The sequence below is a fragment of the Lysinibacillus phoenicis genome (genome assembly GCF_047238325.1).
Classification (GTDB): Bacteria; Bacillota; Bacilli; order Bacillales_A; family Planococcaceae; genus Lysinibacillus; species Lysinibacillus irui.
This window is the reverse complement of the sequence record NZ_JBDFMP010000002.1, coordinates 374879-391384: the sequence shown is the minus strand read 5'-3', so window position 1 is coordinate 391384 and position 16506 is coordinate 374879. Positions and strand designations below refer to the sequence as shown.

Here is a 16506-nt window from a genome sequence, read left to right as displayed (position 1 = left end):
TTTTATTTGAATCAAATATGATACTCAATTTCGTCAACAAAATCCCATTCATATGGTGTTTCTTGGTATACATAATAGTTCAACCAGTTCGAGAATAATAAATGGGTGTGGGCACGCCATGTATTAATAGGCTCTTTAGTTGGATCATCGTTTGGAAAGTAGTTTACGGGAACGGCGATATCAAGGCCCTTAGCCACATCACGACTGTATTCATCGGCTAGTGTTGTTGCATCATATTCCAGGTGACCTGTAATCATAATGTTTTTATTATCTTTTGATTGTACGATAAATACCCCTGCATCCTCCGAATAAGATAATAAGCGTAAGTCTGGATGATTGCGTACATCGTCAATTGACACAGACGTATGGCGAGAATGAGGAGCGGTAAATAAATCACTAAATCCCCGCACTAAATCTACCGTTAAATCGGTAATGACATGGGAATAGACACCAGAACATTTAGCTGAAAGCTCTATCTTTCCAATTCCATAGTGGTGATACAAAGCAGCCTGTGCTCCCCAACAAATATGTAATACGGATGTCACATTCTCTTTGGACCAATCCATAATTTCTGAAATTTCTTGCCAATAGTTGACCTCTTCAAAAGCCAATTTTTCTACTGGCGCCCCTGTAATAATCATGCCATCATAGCGTCGATGACGAATTTGGTTGAATGTCGTATAAAATAGCTGTAAATGAGATTTACTAACATTTTTTGATTCATGTGTGGCAGTGTTTAAAAACGTAATATTGACCTGTAACGGTGTATTCCCTAATAACCGTAATAATTGGAGTTCTGTTTTTTCTTTTTCCGGCATTAAATTTAAAATTAATATATTTAACGGACGAATTTGCTGTGTTTTCGCACGATCCTCTTCCATCACGAAGATTTTTTCCTCACGTAAATGTTCTCCAGCTGGTAAATTTTTCGGAATATTAATTGGCATCTTGCGTTCCCCTCTCTGTTTTCGCTCTCTTTTTCTAAAAATTAAAAAATCCCCCTCATTCCATACGAGATAGAATGAGAAGGATTTTTTCACGTCCACTCTTATCTCTCAAAGGAATATCCTTTGTTGGAATTAGCACCTTTCTAACACATGTTAGAGGTTGCTGAAGCGTCATAGGGCCATATCCCTCAGCTTCTCTTGATAAGATTATTTAATTACCTTGAATTGTAACATGAACTAGTTAGAATATCAATAATTCATAGAATATTTTGTGATTCGCTATGCATGTTCTTTGTCCATTTGAAGTACACTAAGCTTGCTGTTAGTGGCTTTTCGATATTTAAAATTTATGGTAAACATGCCGTATTTATGTTACCATATAGCTTTAGTAAGAGAGAGGAACGTGAATAGTTTGATTAAAATTGAATTTCCAAAACCAGATGTAGTTATCCGTCAACGTGAACAAGAAGTAAAACCAGGTGATGTGCCAATCACACCTTATTTTGGCTTTATTGATTTCCATAAAATCACACGTGATAAAGGCGGCATTTTCTTATTCTATAATGACAAGAATGAGCTATTATTCGTTGGGAAAGCTCGTAAAATCCGTCAACGTATTAAAAAGCACTTTGAGGATAATGTATCACCGATGAAAAACCACCGTGATGAAGTGTTCAAAATTGAAGTCTATGAAGTAGAAGATCCAATGGAACGTGAAATTTACGAAACATATGCCATTAATACTTTCCGCTCCAAATACAATGTTGATAAAGTCTTTTATTAAGACAAATTACAAAAAGCCGAAATCTCATCAAAGTGAGATTTCGGTTTCTTTTTTCACAGGATGGTCATACGATCGATGGGTGTGTTTTGCTTGTTGATGAAGACCTCAATAAGGTTCTGTTCAGGGCTTTTCGATATTTTAAAAACATATGGTTGGGCCTCTTTTCGTTGCTCGCTGCCTTCATTAAGATGAATGATGAGTCTATTTTCCTCTACTTCCATACTTGCTAGTACATTTCCCTTTGAATAATAGACGAGATAATACGTCGCGTCATCTTCATACAATAATTGAATATTGTCCTGAGAAACGATGTTTTTCTGAACATGTTCTGGTACGATAGGTAGTTCACGAATGCTGAGTGGAGTGGTAGGTGGCGTAGCATTACACGCTGCTAACATTAGTAGACACCCTAAACCTAGCAACACTAATTTATTCAGAATGCTCCCCTTTTCTCATCTTTATTCTAAGAAAAAACCTTTTCGCTCTTTCGCAATCCAATCCTCAAGCTCCTGATCATCGCGTTTTACTAGTCTATTGATAAGGACATCATGCCAAATATAATCCTCTAACAAATAGATATGGACAGGGTCATTAGTGATGAAGGCCGTTTCTTGCGCGGATGGCGAGTGACCATAAATCATTTCCTGACCATCTACCGATAAAATAAACCAATGTGGAGTAGACGTTTTTTTCGTATAGTGTGTGGCCCTATGGCGGTCAATAGTCGCTAAGTGTTCGTCTACATACAGTGTAATGCCATGCACAGGAATACGCTGTGACACTTCTTGAAGGTCTTGCCGTAGCGCATCGTACATATCTTCCCACATCGACAGAATCACTTTTTTCTTTGCTTTTCTTAAAAGTGACTGACAGTAATTGAGGATGGACTCCTTGCCCTTTAGCATCACGACTTTATGCTCCACTTCCTGAACATTTTCCTCTAGCTTTTCTAATTTCATACTTATCGACGAAAAATTTGATTGCCAGCGCTGCTCCATTTGCTGTAAAAATACGGACACGGGCATGGCTGAATAGGTCGTTTGTTCTGCAGTCTCTTCTTTCAACACGATCCCTTTTTCTACAAGGATATTTAAAATATCATATACTCTTGCACGCGGTATGCCAGAATTTTTGCTGACCTGATAGGCACTAACATGACTTTGTTGAACGAGTGCCGTATAGGCTTTTGCTTCATATTCTGTAAAACCCATATCTTTCAACTGGGTGATTAATTCCTCCATGTAATCCCTCCATTAGCTTTATTATAGGCTACTGTTGTGAAGATTTGCCAATAAAAAAGTTAGGGTTTACAGCAGTAAGTAAATTAGTTACTATTTCAGTAGTAACTAATTTAGAAGAGGTGTAATCATGGTTTTTGATGTCGATGTACATATTATCATTCTATTAATATCATTTGGATTTCTGGCAGCTTTTGTCGACTCGGTAGTTGGAGGAGGCGGATTAATTTCATTACCGGCTCTACTGTTTGTTGGTCTTAACCCAGCGGCTGCTGTTGCCACTAATAAACTAGCAGGGGCAATGGGCTCACTAACATCCTCTATTTCCTTCTACCGTTCTGGTCAGCTGGAAATTCGCTCTGTCCTTAAATATTTTCCTCTAGCATTTATCGGATCATTATGTGGTGCATGGACTGTCCATCTCATCAACCCAGCATTACTAAAGCCACTAATGTTAGTCATGCTGGCAGCAGTGGGGATTTATACAATCTTTAAAAAGGATTGGGGTGCTGTCTCTACTGTAAAAAATTTATCTAAAACTCATTTATTTTTATTTATGCTGCTGTTATTTGCTATTGGTTTTTATGATGGCTTTCTTGGTCCTGGAACAGGCTCCTTTTTAATCTTTAGCTTCCTGCTGATAGGCTTTGATTTTTTAAAGGCAGCAGGCAATGCGAAATTTTTAAATTTAGCGAGTAATGTAGCTGGTGTGTGTATGTTTGCTTACTTAGGGCAAATTCATTATGTATATGGTTTAGTCATGGGGATCGCTCAAATTGGTGGAGCAATGCTCGGCTCAAAAATGGCGATTCAAAAAGGAAGCGGCTTTGTTCGTACGCTTTTTATCGTGGTGACGATGACATTATTAGCGAAAAACGCCTATGATTTTATGATGCATTAAATTAAAACACGCCACAGAATTGTAATCTGTGGCGTGTTTACTTTAAATCATTAATTGTTCATTTTTAAATTTATGACTAGTGGCAAGACTCACCATAACAAAAATAATGAAGGATGCCACAATTGGCAGCGTGACTGTATGCATACCAAAGATGGAAGGATAGAAGCGATCAATGACAATGTACAGGGACATGCCTGTAATCATCGAAGCAATTGCACCATATTTGTTCGCCTTCTTCCAATACAATCCTAGGACCACGGTCCAAATAAAGACTGCCTCCAGCCCACCAAAGGCAAATAAATTCAACCATACTAATAAGTCTGGTGGATTTAGGGCAAAGATAATGACTGCTAATCCAATGACCGTTGTGACAATAAAGCTTGCACGCTTAATTTCTGCATCACTTGCTTTTGGCTTCATGTAATTTAAATAGATATCTTTCACAACTGTGGAGCTAACAAGCATGAGCAGTGCATTAACAGTAGACATCGTAGCGGCCATTGGTGCAGCTAATACAATCCCTGCTAAAAATGGCGGTAATACCTTCAACGTTAGAAGTGGCATCACTTTATCTCCAATATCAATACCAGGTAGGACAGGTCGAGCTAATACACCAATTAAATGCATACCAAACATGATTGTCCCAATCGCAATCGTACCGATAATGATGGCTAAATGCATACTTTTTGAATCTTTATAGCTCATCGCACGAACTGCAATTTGTGGGAGTCCTACGACACCCACACCGATTAAAATCCAAAATGTCGAGACATAAAGTGGTGTTAAATCTCCCTGTGCGCCAAAGGGTGATACAAAATCCGGATTTTCAGCGACTAGTGAGGTCATAATATTATCGATACCACCACCTGCAATAATTGTGCCAATTAATAAAATAACTGTACCAATAACCATAATTGTGCCCTGGACTGTATCCGTTAAAGCTACTGCTCGGAAGCCTCCAATAATAACATACACTAACACCGAAATAGCAAAAATAAACAGTGCCGTTGTGTAGCTTAAGCCTGTCAAAGATTCAATTAAACGTGCGCCCCCGACCCATTGTGCCATCATCGCAGAAAATAAAAAGACAATAATACTGATGGCGGATAAAATCACTATGACATGGCTTTTGTAACGCTCTCGTAAAAAGTCAATTAATGTGATGGCCTGGTAACGACGAGCTATGATAGCAAATTTTTTACCTAAAATCATGAGGACAAAATAACCCGCCGGAAGCTGTGCCATCGCGAGTAATACCCAGCCAAGGCCTTTTGTATAGGCTACACCTGGCCCACCGATAAAACTACTTGCACTACCATATGTAGCAATCATCGTCATCGCTAGAATGAAGCCACCCATTTCACGACCACCAAGGAAATACTCCTGAAGGAACGAATTAGAGGAACGGATATGCTTATTAGCCCAAATACCAATCCCAAAAATAATAATTAGAAATAATAGCAAAGGAAATACAACTTGCCAATGCATTAATGATCCCCCTCCTCATCATCAAATGGTACCTCTTTGAAAAAGAGTTTCATGACAATCCAGATGAGCAGGATCATAAAGCCTGTCCCTGCGATACAGCTATAGAAAAACCAGGCAGGAAAACCGAATACATACGAATAATTAGCTGGATCTCCTCCGCCTAATCCATAGGCAAAGCCAAACCAAATCGCAAAGTTGACAATGACTAGTCCAATCCCAATAAGCGCCTCTCGATGCGCTATTTTAAAGCGTTGATCTTTCACATGACAATCCCCCTAACCTACTCTATTTTACTGATATGTTGGTCTGATGGGAAGTGTAAGAAACGTTTTTTATCCTATGTAGTCTCGAACTGCTATCAATTAACCGCTCCAAAAAATAAAAACCCTCGTCTATCGAATAAGACGAAGGTTATTTGGCATGGAATTTGCTTATAACGGACGTTTTTCCCAAGGTTCCATCGTTCCCACTGTATGGAGTAACCGATCATGCTGAATGGAATCAATGACACCTTGTGATATTTCCTCATTTGTAAGCCACCGTGAATGACTATCTTCAATTTTAAAGCCAAGTTGAACTTGATGGTATTGTAGGGCATCAAGTTTATCGATTTGCCCTTTAACTTCAGTAAGATTTGCACGACTCCCCAAGACATGAAACAGTTTCCATGATCCGCCTTGCCATTGTGAAATTTCACTTGCTATGCGCTCTAATGTACTATCAGCATATGAATGAATCCAAGCAATTACTAATTCAATAGGTCCATTTTGCTGCATCGTTTCTCGTATTTTCTTTAATAACAAGGATTCATCACGATAATCTACTAACAAAGGGGTTATCATGGATGAGTTATTTGCCTTGTTTAGCAAACGTTCCATCCGATCGGCATTCCGTCCAATGACTGAAACATGGTAACCATTATTTACTAACCATAGGGATGTGTTAGCTAACATCCCTGTTCCACCAATAACTAATGCGTGTGTCATCCATTTATCCCTCACTTCATTTAGATTTAAAGAAATGTGAGAGTCGCTAAGCTACTTATTTACTTAACAGTTCGGCGTATCGACAAGTAGTTGCAATACCTTTTTATCAATTTTACCAACACTTGTTTTTGGTAATTCATCTAGGAAAATGATATGTTTTGGAATTTTATAGCGTCCTAATTGCTGGTGACATAGCTCATTGAGTTCATCTAAAACAGCAGTAGTTTGGTGTTGACAGACAATAAAAGCTGTTACAATCTCACCCCAATAGTCATCCTCTACTCCAATCACGGCAACCTCCTGTACATGCGGATGCTGTAATAGGCATTGCTCCACTTCCTGCGGATAAATATTTTCGCCGCCCGAAATGATCATTTCCTTTCTACGTCCCACGATATAGAAGTCACCGTCTTCATCCATCATGGCTAAATCGCCTGTTTTTAACCAGCCATCTTGCAGGATATTGGCAGTTTCCTGCTTGTTATTCCAGTAAAATCGAAACATATGCTTTCCTTTTACGAAGAGCTCTCCGACTTCACGAGGTGCACAGCTTTGCCCTGCGGGGTTGATGATTTTAGCCTCGTTAAATTGCATGCTCTTTCCGACAGCCCCTTTTTTCGCGTAAGCATGCTCTCTAGCTATATAAAAATTATTAGGTCCTGCTTCGGTTAAACCGTAGCCTTCTTTAAAAAATAGCCCCTTCTTGTAAAAGGCATCATAAATAGGATGAGGACATGGTGCACCGCCTGATAAAAATACTTTCATCGAAGGAAATTGATTTTCCTGAAAGTACTTCGTAGCAATCATCGCTTGATACATCGTTGGCACAAAAAGGGAAATGGTCGTTTTGTATTGATTCGTTGCTTGCAGCGCTGTTTCTGCTTCAAATTTATCGCCAATGATGACCGTCCCACCAGCCATGAGTAATGGTATACATAATGCATTTAAACCACCTGTATGAAACATCGGCATATAATTTAATGTACGGTCTTGAGCATGTAAACCCCAGCTAATAATTGTATTCATGGCGTTCCAATTCACCGATTGAAAGGAAAGCACAACCCCTTTTGGTCGCCCTGTAGTACCTCCCGTATAAATCATTAACCATGGATCGTCCATGTCCACTGCTTGCCTACTTGGTACCGTATCCTTCTCTTGCTCGATGCTCTGAAGAGGAAACATCTTTTCTAGTGTCAAGGGACAAGAACCTTCCTCATCATACAACAGAATAGAAGGGGTAGCATCCTGCAAAATTTGTGTTAATTCCTCTTTACTCAAACGCCAATTTAACGGCACATAGATAAGTCCACGTAGCCCACAAGCAAATAAAACAGCAAACAATTGAATGTGATTTTTTGCAAAAACAGCGACTCTACTTCCTTTTTGTAGCTGCTGACGCTCAAAAAAATGACTCCATTTACCAATTTCCTCAGATAATTGCTGATAGGTCCACTGCTCTTCTGTTGCTAAATTAATTAACGCGATGTAATGAGGCGTTAAGGCGGCACGTTTTAAAATCCAAGCTTGCTCGACAAACATCTTAACACCCCCCGATCACATCATGATGGCTCCATCCACATGTAGCGTATGACCGTGGACGTAGGAAGCCTCATCAGATGCTAAAAACAAGTAGGCATTGGCAATATCCCGTGGTGTCCCTAATCGTTGTAAGGGAACGATTGAGCGCATTTGAGCCACAATATTTTCAGGCATCTTTTTGACCATATCCGTTTCTGTAAACCCAGGTGCCACTGCATTGACGTTGATTCCCTTACGTCCTAATTCCTTTGCCCACGATTTCGTCATTCCTACAATGGCTGCTTTTGTAGCTGCGTAATTCGTTTGACCAACATTACCGTAAACCCCACTTACCGATGATGTATTAATTATTTTGCCACCACCAGCTGCCACCATATGGGGGATAACCTCCTGAGTACAATGAAAAACCCCAGTCAGATTAACATCGATAACCTGCTGAAATTGGTCCTCTGTCATCTTCGTCAGCATTGCATCTCTTGTAATCCCTGCATTATTCACTAGGATATCAATGCGACCTTTCTGTTCGATTACCGCTGCTACTAGTTGTTGAACGCTCTCTCTACTTGCTACATCTACTTGTATAAAGGCCACGTTGTCCCCTAGTTGTTCGGCAGCGTGAATCCCTGCCTGTTCATCAAAATCGGCGATAAACACAAATGCTCCTTCTTCAATAAAACGTTCGGTAGCCGCATAACCAATCCCATTTGCAGCGCCAGTGATAATCGCAACCTTATTGTTTAATCGCATGATTTCTCCCCCAATTTCTAAAAAAGCCTCGATTTCGGCTGTTAGCTGTGCTAAATCATCGATCAGTGGGGAATGCCCACAATTTTTTAAACTAACGAACTGTGTCTCCTTGCCTAGATCATGTAGCAATTCTGCATTCATTTCCTCTGTAATGACCAAATCCCGATCCCCTCGCAATACTAAAATCGGAATATGGAGTAGGAGGGCTTCTTGAGAGCCTTTTGCAATCTCATTGTCAAAAGCACTCATATTAAACGTATTAAGTGCGTGGTACACTTCTGCTAAATTCCTTTGTGTCAGCATATCCTCTATATATTCTTGATATTTTTCTGCGTTCGGCTGTTGATGGGTATAAATTAATGCATTCCATATAGACTGTAAGCCTTCACCATTTTTTGTGTCATAGAAGCCTTGCACAAGCTTTGTTTTGGATGTATCAATCAACACTTCTTCATAGCTATAGGCTCTTTTAAAGGATGCTGGATTGCCTGTTCCTAAATCCGTGTAGAATGGATATCCACGTGTTGAAGCGGAAGCTAGTAAAATCAGTCGTTGACAATGCCCTGGATAATTAGCGGCAAACTGCATACAGACGGCTCCTCCTGTTGACCAGCCAATCATATCGAAGGTTTGCAACTGCATAGCATCGATAAATAGCTTGACATCATCGCTAAAATCTTTAATGGCAGAGATAGGCTTATGATACGATGATCCACCAAAACCTCGTAAATCGATAGCATAAATTGTATATTTGTCATCTAAAGCATCCATCAGAATATCCCAATGCTTAGAAGATGTCATATTACCATGAACCAATAGTAAAAGTTGAGCTCCCCCTGAGCGCTTACGATAAGCCATCGTTTCACCATTTGCGAGCTGAATTGTTTTTAACATTCCATTTCCCCCTTATCCCCAACGTATTGTGATAGCCCCCCATACATAGCCAATACCTGCACTAACCAATGTAACAATATTACCTTCTTGAATACGCTTTTGCTCCAATGCTAGCTGTAACGACAATAGTTGATCAATCTGCCCGATATGCCCATATTCTTGCAAATAAATCGATTGCTCCTGCTGTAAACCAAGGTCTGCTAAAATATAATCATGGGCAGACCTCTTCATATGCAGCATCGCTAAATAGTCAAGCTGTGCTTCACTGTATCCACTTTTCGCTAAAGAGCTACGAATGACCTTCAAAAAATTCCTTAAAGATTTCTGTTCTAAGCGCTCTTTCATACCAATTGGGTCTAATACGTCAAGCTTATATAAGTTTTCAGTTAAATGGGATGGGGTTAACGGTGTTTTCGTTCCCCCAACTGGAACAACAACATCCTCCGAGAAAGAGCCATCCGTCATAATATCAGCCTCTAAAAGCTGGTTTTTATCCTCATTTTTCCGTAATACTATGGCCCCTCCACCAGCAGCCAAATTGTACATAAAACGTGTCCTAGGGTTGCTATAATCGATAAAATCCACATTCCGATATCCGCCCGCTAGAAGAATGGTTTGAATACTTTCATCTGAGGCCATTAAGCTTTTTGCTACCTTCAATGCCATAATCGTTGTGCCACAGCGCAATTGCACATCAAAGGCCCAAGCATTGACCGCACCAAGCTCCTCCTGCATTTTGATGGAGGCTGTCCAGAGTGGATATTCCTTATGCTCCTCCCCTATATAAATAACAACATCAATATCTTTTGGATCTATATTTGCCTTTTGAATCGCTTCCTGTGCAGCCCATATCCCCATTTGCACCGTATGATCATATGCGCCAGGAATTGGCTTTTCATGAATGCCCATTTTTTGACGAATAATATCCTCAGGAATATTCGAAAGAGCAGCTATTTCTTGCGCTGTCATTTTATTTTGAGGTAGATAAATACCTGTACTAACAATACCGATTGTCATTCAAATCGCTCCTTTTCCTGTGGCAGGGCAACCGTCGCTTTCTTTTGTTTTAGCTTTCTTCGCCATTTCCAAAACAGTAGTTTTAGTGAGCCAATAATGCCCTTTGGGAAAAAGATGACAGCTAAAATATAAAGAATGCCAAAGAAGATAATCCAGCGTTCAAAAATTGGATAATCTCGTGCCAAGCCGGATAGAGCGTGCTGAGCATATTCAATGACTGTCGCTCCTAATAATGGCCCGACTAACGTGCCGACCCCACCAATTATCGTCATTAAGAGGGCATCGAGTGTAATATCCATTGCCATCACACTTGTATTGACGAAACGCAATGACACTGCATATAAGGAGCCTGCAAAGCTTGCCACTATGCCCGCAACAACGGAGGCTATAACTTTATAGTGCAACGTATTAAAGCCTAATGATTTCGTCCGTTGTTCATTTTCTCGTACAGCAATTAAAATGCGACCTGTCGGCGAGTTCACAAAACGATAAAGTGCTAAGAAGATGAGCACTAGGCTTGCTAGCACAAAGAAATAAAATGTCATCCGATCTCTAAACATATCGGGAGCTCGAAAAGTAAAGCCATCATTGCCATACGTGACAGAGCGCCACTTTTCAGCTAATACTAAAAATAATCCTGAAAAAGCAAGCGTAAGCATCGCAAAGAAATGACTTTTCAGACGCAAGGTCAATAACCCTACTAAAAAACTAATGAACCCTGCCAGAACCATGCCCGTCACTATGGACAGCACAAAGATTAACAGTGTATTATCGATTTGCTTGAGCATGACTGCGGTCGTATAGGCACCGATGCCAAAAAACATAGCGTGCCCAAATGAGACAATTCCTGTATAGCCTAGTAAAATATCATAGCTCATTGCTAATATCCCAAAAATAAAGATTTGCGTTAGTAAAATGAGCAAAGTTCTCGAATCATTGATTAAAGGAAGAACAATAAAAATTGCTAGTAAAAGGAAAAAGGCTATATAACGCAAGGATATTTTATTGTTCATGATGTTCGCTCCCTTCGCATCGCAAACAGCCCCTGTGGACGGAAAATTAACACGATGGCCATGAGAATCATATTGACTGCTAGTGACAAGACAGGCACATAATAAGCCATAAAGCTACCCGCAAGCCCTACTAAAATAGCTGCAACCAAAGAGCCCGAAAAACTACCCATACCGCCAATGACCACTACAATAAAGCCTAAAATGGCATACTCCATGCCCATCTCTGCGTAAATAACTCCAGAATAGGGTGCCATCAACATCCCACTAAGTGCCGCCAACGCTGCGCCCACCATAAAAACATATAAAAATACACGCTTAATATGAATACCAAGGGCCTGTGCCATTTCCTTATCCTGTACACCTGCACGAACGATTAATCCAATCTTTGTACGCTTCAGCATGTATTGGAAAATACCAAAAATAACGAAACCTATCACAATGATAAATAAACGATATTTAATAATAATAACGTCGCCAATTTCCCAGCTACCCGCTAAATAACTAGGTGTTTTTACCGCAACACCATTTGGGCCAAAGACCACTTTAATGAGTTCCTGTAGCACAAGCATTAGCCCCAGGGTAATTAAAATTTGCTGTATATGGTTGCCATAAACGGGCGTAATAATAATTTTCTCTGTGATTAATCCAAGTAACGCACCCGTCACAATCGCCCCAAGAATTCCAATAAGGAAACTTTCCGTAAACATATAAATAAAAATTCCCGCATAGGCGCCCCAAACAAATAACCCACCATGCGCAAAGTTCAACACATCCATTAAGCCAAAAATTAACGTCAAGCCTGCTGCTAGTAAAAAAATCAGCATCCCCGTTGCCAAGCCATTAATGATTAAATTGACGAAAAGCTCCAAAGATGGTCACCCCCTTCATCCAATTCCAAGATATTTCCGCTTTAGTTCTTCATTATGAATGAGATCCTTCATATGGCCCGAATGCACGGTCCTGCCATCATCTATTAAGGTGTAGGTATCACCAATCCGACTAGCCATGATAAAGTTTTGCTCCACGAGGACAATGGACGTTTTCTTTTTCATTTCCACAATGGCTTCCATTACCTTCTCCACTACAATGGGAGCAAGTCCCTTAGACGGCTCATCAATCAAAATTAATTGACTATCATTGATAAAGGCTCTTGCCATGGACAGCATTTGCTTTTGACCACCAGACAAATGCCCTCCTGCCTTTTTCCAAAACTTCTTTAAGTCCGGAAATAGCTCAAGCACATACTGCTGCCGCTCTAATGTCGCAGAATCCTCCTTACGCATTGCTACTTTCATATTTTCCTCAACTGTTAAATCCGCAAAGATTCCTTGATTTTCTGGCACATAGCCAATCCCTAATTTGGCTACTTTATAGGTTGGGCTTTTTTTAATTGAATGAGAGCGAAAAGCAATGTCTCCCTTTGTCGCCGGCGTTAATCCCATTATCGTTTTCAGCGTGGTCGTTTTACCTGCCCCATTGCGTCCCAACAGTACGGTAACCTGCCCCTCCTTCGCTTCAAAATTAACGCCCTGCAAAATATGATATTGACCGATATGTGTATGAACCTCATTTAATGTCAGTAAGGTGGTCATCGTACAGCCCTCCTAAATATGCATGTTGCACGGTATCATTATTCATGATTTCCTCTGGTGAACCGTCTGCTAGTAGCTGGCCATTAAACAACACCATAATGGAATCGGATACATCTAAAATCATATCCATTTTGTGTTCAATGAGCAGAATCGTTTTATCTCCTAGTTGTTTTATCGTCCGAATGACTTCTAAAATCGTAGGTACTTCCTCTAATGACATACCTGCTGTAGGTTCATCTAGCAGTAAAATTTCCGTATCTAACGCCAATAGCATGGCAATTTCGAGCTTTCTTTTTTCCCCGTGCGATAACATCGTTGTGAGGGCATCACGTTTATTGTCGAGTAAAACGAGAGACAATAATTCCTCTGCTTTAGCAGTAATCGCCTTATAGCTTTTGTAATGTCGGAATAGCTGATAACGAATTTTCTCCTTGGATTGGACGGCTAATCGTACATTTTCGAGGACCGATAAGTTTGGAAATACATTCGTAATTTGAAAGGAACGACCCAACCCCATACGAGTTCTTTCAATGGCTGACTTATTGGCCAGCGATTGTCCTTTAAAATAAACATCGCCTGTTGTTGGCTTTAGCTCTCCGCTTATCAAATTAAAAAAGGTTGTTTTACCAGCTCCATTCGGCCCAATGATCGATTTCAAATGCTTTTCTGGCATTTGAAAATTGACGCGGTCTACAGCGGTATGTCCGCCAAAACGAATCGTTAAATTTTCGGTGTAAAGTATCGGCTCCATCTTCTACTCCCTTCATCTCTAGTGATTATGTAGAGAGACAGCGTGACGCCGCCTCTCAAATGTCTAATTCATAACGGGAGGTGCTGTTTCCTCAGGACTTAATTCACGAATAAGTACTGGTACAGGATAATCCACACCATCTTGCTGCTCTAAGCGAATTGAATACATTGACTGAAGTGCCTGATGGTCCTCTTCGCGGAACGTCATCGTGCCTTTTGGTGTCTCAAATGACATCCCTTCCATAATGTCAATCAGCTTGTTAGCATCCGCATCCCCATCCGATTGTTTCAATGCCTCCACAATGGCAATCGCTGCAGACATACCACCAGGTGTAAATAAATCTGGTACTTCATTGAAGCGTTTTTGATGCTCATCAACTAACCATTTATTGACATCATTTTGTGGAAGCGTATGGTAATACACCGAGAAGCCTTCCATGCCAATCAACGGATTCATAAATTGCAGTGCAATAATATCAGGCGCCCCAGTTGAAATTTTTATGCCCTTTTCTTGAATTTTAAGATCTGCAATTTGATTCCAAGGTGAATTAGCCCCCGCCCAAACCACAAATAAATAATCAGGCTTCGCATCAATTACCTTTTGTAAATTAGACGTAAAATCAGTTGCTGCTGGATCGGCATATTCTTCTAAGACAATCTCAGCCCCCAATTTCTCCGCTGCTGTTTTAAAGGCATTTACACCATCCCAGCCAAACGAATAATCCGGTGCAAACGTAGCAATCTTCACACCCTCTCCAGCAATGGCCGCTGCTGCTGCATAGGCATCCTGTGAGGAATTCCGACCCGTACGGAAAATATACTCATTAAATTCTGAACCCGTAATACTATCAGCCACAGCAGGCTCTACCACCATAATTTTTTCATACTCCTCAGCAAGTGGTAGGACAGCCAGCGTATCACCAGAGCTAGAAGAACCTACTAAAAAATCAACCTGATCATCTTCTAATAGCTTTGTAGCCTTCTGCACAGCCACCTCAGGCTTCGTTTCGGTATCTTCATAAACAACCTCTATTTTCTTCCCATTGACCTCCATCGTACCGCCGGTTGCATACTCAATCCCTAAATCAAATCCCCGCTGTGTTTGCTTCCCATAAGACTCAAGCGCCCCAGTTAACGAAGCAAGCACCCCAATCTTGATCGTGCCCCCTTCTGCCGTCACCGCCTTCGTCTCACCATCAGAAGTATCCGCACCCGCTCCTTCATCCTTTGCCTCTTCCCCATTACATGCCACCAACAATACAGCTACTATCACAAAAAGAAACCAATACCAATGCCTCTTCATCCCAAATCCCCCTTTAAGATAAGCTCAATAGAAAGCGCTTTCTTGCTATGACAACAATATATAAAAGTCCAGTTACAAATTAGTTACAAAAACAAATCTGCCGAAATGGCAGATTTGTTTTCTGTCCCGAAAGTGCAGTGCAACGCAACGGCAGGGACAATGGCTCTTTTACCATGTGCCAACTAAGACAATCACTTGCCTGTGACAACCATTCGCAAATGGATATTTATGGTATTATAATTTTGCGAATTAATAAAAGAAGAATGAATAGTGCAGGTTTTTTTATTTAGTAACACGAATTATCTATACTAAACACCATATAAAAAAGAGAGGGAAATTTAATGAGTAATTACTATTCCAGTCATTTTAATCTTGAAAAAGTAAGTGAAGGCATTTATGCTGCTATTGCGAAAGATGGTGGTGGCGCGTTTGGCAATGCTGGTTTCATTGATTTAGGTGATAAAACGATTATTTTTGATACATTTAACACTCAGCAAGCCGCTGAAGATCTAAGGAATCTAGCTGAAAGTATTACGAGCAAACCCGTCTCTTGGGTAATTAATAGTCATTTCCATAGCGATCATACGAGAGGAAACCAAGTATTTAAAGATTGTCATATATTATCTAGTCAAACAACACTTCAACAAATGAAGGAAAACCATCCAGCAAAAATAGCCGAACAGAAGGCCGATTTGAAAGGGTTAAAAAAGTACATTGCCTCACTTGAACAAAATGTTCATCCAACTGATACACAGAAATTGAATGAAATAAGTTTTTTAAAGGAGATGGAAATCTCAATCCCTCGCTTGGAATTAGTTTTGCCGCAATATACTTTTACGCACGAGTTTACTATTTTCGGAACCAAACGTACTGCAAGAATAATGACACTGGGAGGTGGTCATTCTCCCTGTGATTCGTTTCTTTATATTCCTGAAGATGAAATCATTTTTATGGCTGATCTTCTATTTGTCGGTATGCATCCATCATTCTTCCCATATTCCAATCCAACACAATGGGAAAATATTTTAGAAAAAGTAAATAACTTAGCCATTCAAAAGGCCATCCCTGGTCACGGATCCATAGGGACTAAAAAAGATATCATCAAGCTAAAAAACTATATTAATGAAATGAAATTGTTATCGAAAAAGGTAAGTAACATGGAAGACGTTTCAATTCCTCCCGCATATCAAGATTGGACAACAATCAATATTGATGTGATGGAGTTGTTTATTAAAAATTTAAACATACTAAAAGAATTGTAAACAGCTAAAAAGAAAGACAAAAACGTTGAATGAGCAACATTTTTG

General features: G+C 40.1%; 17 protein-coding genes, 1 pseudogene and 1 riboswitch. Of the genes and pseudogenes, 3 read left to right on the top strand and 15 right to left on the bottom strand.

The window, feature by feature from the left end; all coding sequences use genetic code 11:
- Positions 1–11: 11 nt before the first annotated feature.
- Positions 12–947: a homoserine O-acetyltransferase MetA gene (gene metA, locus ABC382_RS03155; RefSeq protein WP_322610786.1), complete on the bottom strand. Its 936-nt coding sequence runs from the start codon at positions 945–947 to the stop codon at positions 12–14.
- A gap of 98 nt (positions 948–1045) precedes the next feature.
- A riboswitch (SAM riboswitch) is annotated at positions 1046–1155 on the bottom strand.
- Positions 1156–1359: 204 nt separating this feature from the next.
- On the opposite strand from metA, the gene ABC382_RS03150 reads away from it, so the two are divergent.
- Complete coding sequence (locus ABC382_RS03150) at positions 1360–1731, top strand: nucleotide excision repair endonuclease (protein WP_274797331.1); 372 nt, start codon at positions 1360–1362, stop codon at positions 1729–1731.
- A gap of 53 nt (positions 1732–1784) precedes the next feature.
- On the opposite strand, the gene ABC382_RS03145 is transcribed toward ABC382_RS03150, so the two are convergent.
- Together ABC382_RS03145 and ABC382_RS03140 are read right to left on the bottom strand one after the other, a co-directional pair.
- Positions 1785–2129, bottom strand: a complete 345-nt coding sequence (locus ABC382_RS03145; protein ID WP_322605179.1) for a hypothetical protein — start codon at positions 2127–2129, stop codon at positions 1785–1787.
- Between the two features lie 60 nt (positions 2130–2189).
- A complete protein-coding gene (locus ABC382_RS03140) occupies positions 2190–2972 on the bottom strand; it encodes a TrmB family transcriptional regulator (protein WP_322610785.1) in 783 nt (260 codons plus the stop codon).
- A gap of 127 nt (positions 2973–3099) precedes the next feature.
- On the opposite strand from ABC382_RS03140, the gene ABC382_RS03135 reads away from it, so the two are divergent.
- The gene (locus tag ABC382_RS03135; RefSeq protein ID WP_274793204.1) at positions 3100–3870 is read left to right on the top strand and encodes a TSUP family transporter; all 771 of its coding nucleotides are present in this window, start codon (positions 3100–3102) and stop codon (positions 3868–3870) included.
- Positions 3871–3912: 42 nt separating this feature from the next.
- On the opposite strand, the gene panF is transcribed toward ABC382_RS03135, so the two are convergent.
- The 12 genes and pseudogenes from panF to ABC382_RS03075 all read right to left on the bottom strand — a co-directional run bounded on the left by panF (position 3913) and on the right by ABC382_RS03075 (position 15199).
- A complete protein-coding gene (gene panF, locus ABC382_RS03130; protein WP_274793205.1) occupies positions 3913–5358 on the bottom strand; it encodes a sodium/pantothenate symporter in 1446 nt (481 codons plus the stop codon).
- Positions 5358–5621, bottom strand: a complete 264-nt coding sequence (locus ABC382_RS03125) for a YhdT family protein (RefSeq protein ID WP_274793206.1) — start codon at positions 5619–5621, stop codon at positions 5358–5360. The genes panF and ABC382_RS03125 overlap by 1 nt, the downstream gene beginning before the upstream one ends.
- Positions 5622–5789: 168 nt before the next feature.
- Entirely contained in the window at positions 5790–6344 is a 555-nt protein-coding gene (locus tag ABC382_RS03120) for a short-chain dehydrogenase (protein WP_322610784.1), read from the bottom strand.
- A 63-nt stretch (positions 6345–6407) separates the two neighbouring features.
- Positions 6408–7883: a class I adenylate-forming enzyme family protein gene (locus ABC382_RS03115; protein WP_322610783.1), complete on the bottom strand. Its 1476-nt coding sequence runs from the start codon at positions 7881–7883 to the stop codon at positions 6408–6410.
- Between the two features lie 15 nt (positions 7884–7898).
- The gene (gene fabG, locus ABC382_RS03110) at positions 7899–8630 is read right to left on the bottom strand and encodes a 3-oxoacyl-ACP reductase FabG (protein ID WP_322610782.1); all 732 of its coding nucleotides are present in this window, start codon (positions 8628–8630) and stop codon (positions 7899–7901) included.
- A gap of 6 nt (positions 8631–8636) precedes the next feature.
- A pseudogene (phaZ, locus tag ABC382_RS03105) lies at positions 8637–9524 on the bottom strand (intracellular short-chain-length polyhydroxyalkanoate depolymerase); the annotation flags it as partial.
- 12 nt (positions 9525–9536) lie between these two features.
- The gene (locus ABC382_RS03100) at positions 9537–10541 is read right to left on the bottom strand and encodes a 3-oxoacyl-ACP synthase (RefSeq protein WP_322610780.1); all 1005 of its coding nucleotides are present in this window, start codon (positions 10539–10541) and stop codon (positions 9537–9539) included.
- On the bottom strand, positions 10538–11554 hold the full coding sequence (locus ABC382_RS03095) for a branched-chain amino acid ABC transporter permease (protein ID WP_322610779.1): 1017 nt from the start codon (positions 11552–11554) through the stop codon (positions 10538–10540). The genes ABC382_RS03100 and ABC382_RS03095 overlap by 4 nt, the downstream gene beginning before the upstream one ends.
- A complete protein-coding gene (locus ABC382_RS03090; RefSeq protein WP_412926558.1) occupies positions 11551–12423 on the bottom strand; it encodes a branched-chain amino acid ABC transporter permease in 873 nt (290 codons plus the stop codon). The genes ABC382_RS03095 and ABC382_RS03090 overlap by 4 nt, the downstream gene beginning before the upstream one ends.
- A 15-nt stretch (positions 12424–12438) precedes the next feature.
- Positions 12439–13146, bottom strand: coding sequence for an ABC transporter ATP-binding protein (locus ABC382_RS03085; protein ID WP_322610778.1), 708 nt, complete (start codon positions 13144–13146; stop codon positions 12439–12441).
- Positions 13121–13897: an ABC transporter ATP-binding protein gene (locus ABC382_RS03080; protein WP_322610777.1), complete on the bottom strand. Its 777-nt coding sequence runs from the start codon at positions 13895–13897 to the stop codon at positions 13121–13123. Before ABC382_RS03080 ends, ABC382_RS03085 begins: the two co-directional genes overlap by 26 nt.
- Positions 13898–13960: 63 nt before the next feature.
- Complete coding sequence (locus ABC382_RS03075; protein WP_322605192.1) at positions 13961–15199, bottom strand: substrate-binding domain-containing protein; 1239 nt, start codon at positions 15197–15199, stop codon at positions 13961–13963.
- A 341-nt stretch (positions 15200–15540) separates the two neighbouring features.
- On the opposite strand from ABC382_RS03075, the gene ABC382_RS03070 reads away from it, so the two are divergent.
- Positions 15541–16461, top strand: a complete 921-nt coding sequence (locus ABC382_RS03070) for an MBL fold metallo-hydrolase (RefSeq protein ID WP_322610776.1) — start codon at positions 15541–15543, stop codon at positions 16459–16461.
- Positions 16462–16506 lie beyond the last annotated feature (45 nt).

Bases quoted from the DNA above. Each gene is read 5' to 3' on its own strand.
- ABC382_RS03085 (WP_322610778.1), bottom strand. From the start codon at position 13,146: ATGACCACCTTACTGACATTAAATGAGGTTCATACACATATCGGTCAA.
- ABC382_RS03075 (WP_322605192.1), bottom strand. From the start codon at position 15,199: ATGAAGAGGCATTGGTATTGGTTTCTTTTTGTGATAGTAGCTGTATTG.
- fabG (WP_322610782.1), bottom strand. From the start codon at position 8,630: ATGCGATTAAACAATAAGGTTGCGATTATCACTGGCGCTGCAAATGGG.
- ABC382_RS03145 (WP_322605179.1), bottom strand. From the start codon at position 2,129: ATGTTAGCAGCGTGTAATGCTACGCCACCTACCACTCCACTCAGCATT.
- ABC382_RS03100 (WP_322610780.1), bottom strand. From the start codon at position 10,541: ATGACAATCGGTATTGTTAGTACAGGTATTTATCTACCTCAAAATAAA.
- ABC382_RS03140 (WP_322610785.1), bottom strand. From the start codon at position 2,972: ATGGAGGAATTAATCACCCAGTTGAAAGATATGGGTTTTACAGAATAT.
- ABC382_RS03095 (WP_322610779.1), bottom strand. From the start codon at position 11,554: ATGAACAATAAAATATCCTTGCGTTATATAGCCTTTTTCCTTTTACTA.
- ABC382_RS03080 (WP_322610777.1), bottom strand. From the start codon at position 13,897: ATGGAGCCGATACTTTACACCGAAAATTTAACGATTCGTTTTGGCGGA.
- ABC382_RS03135 (WP_274793204.1), top strand. From the start codon at position 3,100: ATGGTTTTTGATGTCGATGTACATATTATCATTCTATTAATATCATTT.
- ABC382_RS03070 (WP_322610776.1), top strand. From the start codon at position 15,541: ATGAGTAATTACTATTCCAGTCATTTTAATCTTGAAAAAGTAAGTGAA.
- ABC382_RS03115 (WP_322610783.1), bottom strand. From the start codon at position 7,883: ATGTTTGTCGAGCAAGCTTGGATTTTAAAACGTGCCGCCTTAACGCCT.
- panF (WP_274793205.1), bottom strand. From the start codon at position 5,358: ATGCATTGGCAAGTTGTATTTCCTTTGCTATTATTTCTAATTATTATT.
- ABC382_RS03120 (WP_322610784.1), bottom strand. From the start codon at position 6,344: ATGACACACGCATTAGTTATTGGTGGAACAGGGATGTTAGCTAACACA.
- metA (WP_322610786.1), bottom strand. From the start codon at position 947: ATGCCAATTAATATTCCGAAAAATTTACCAGCTGGAGAACATTTACGT.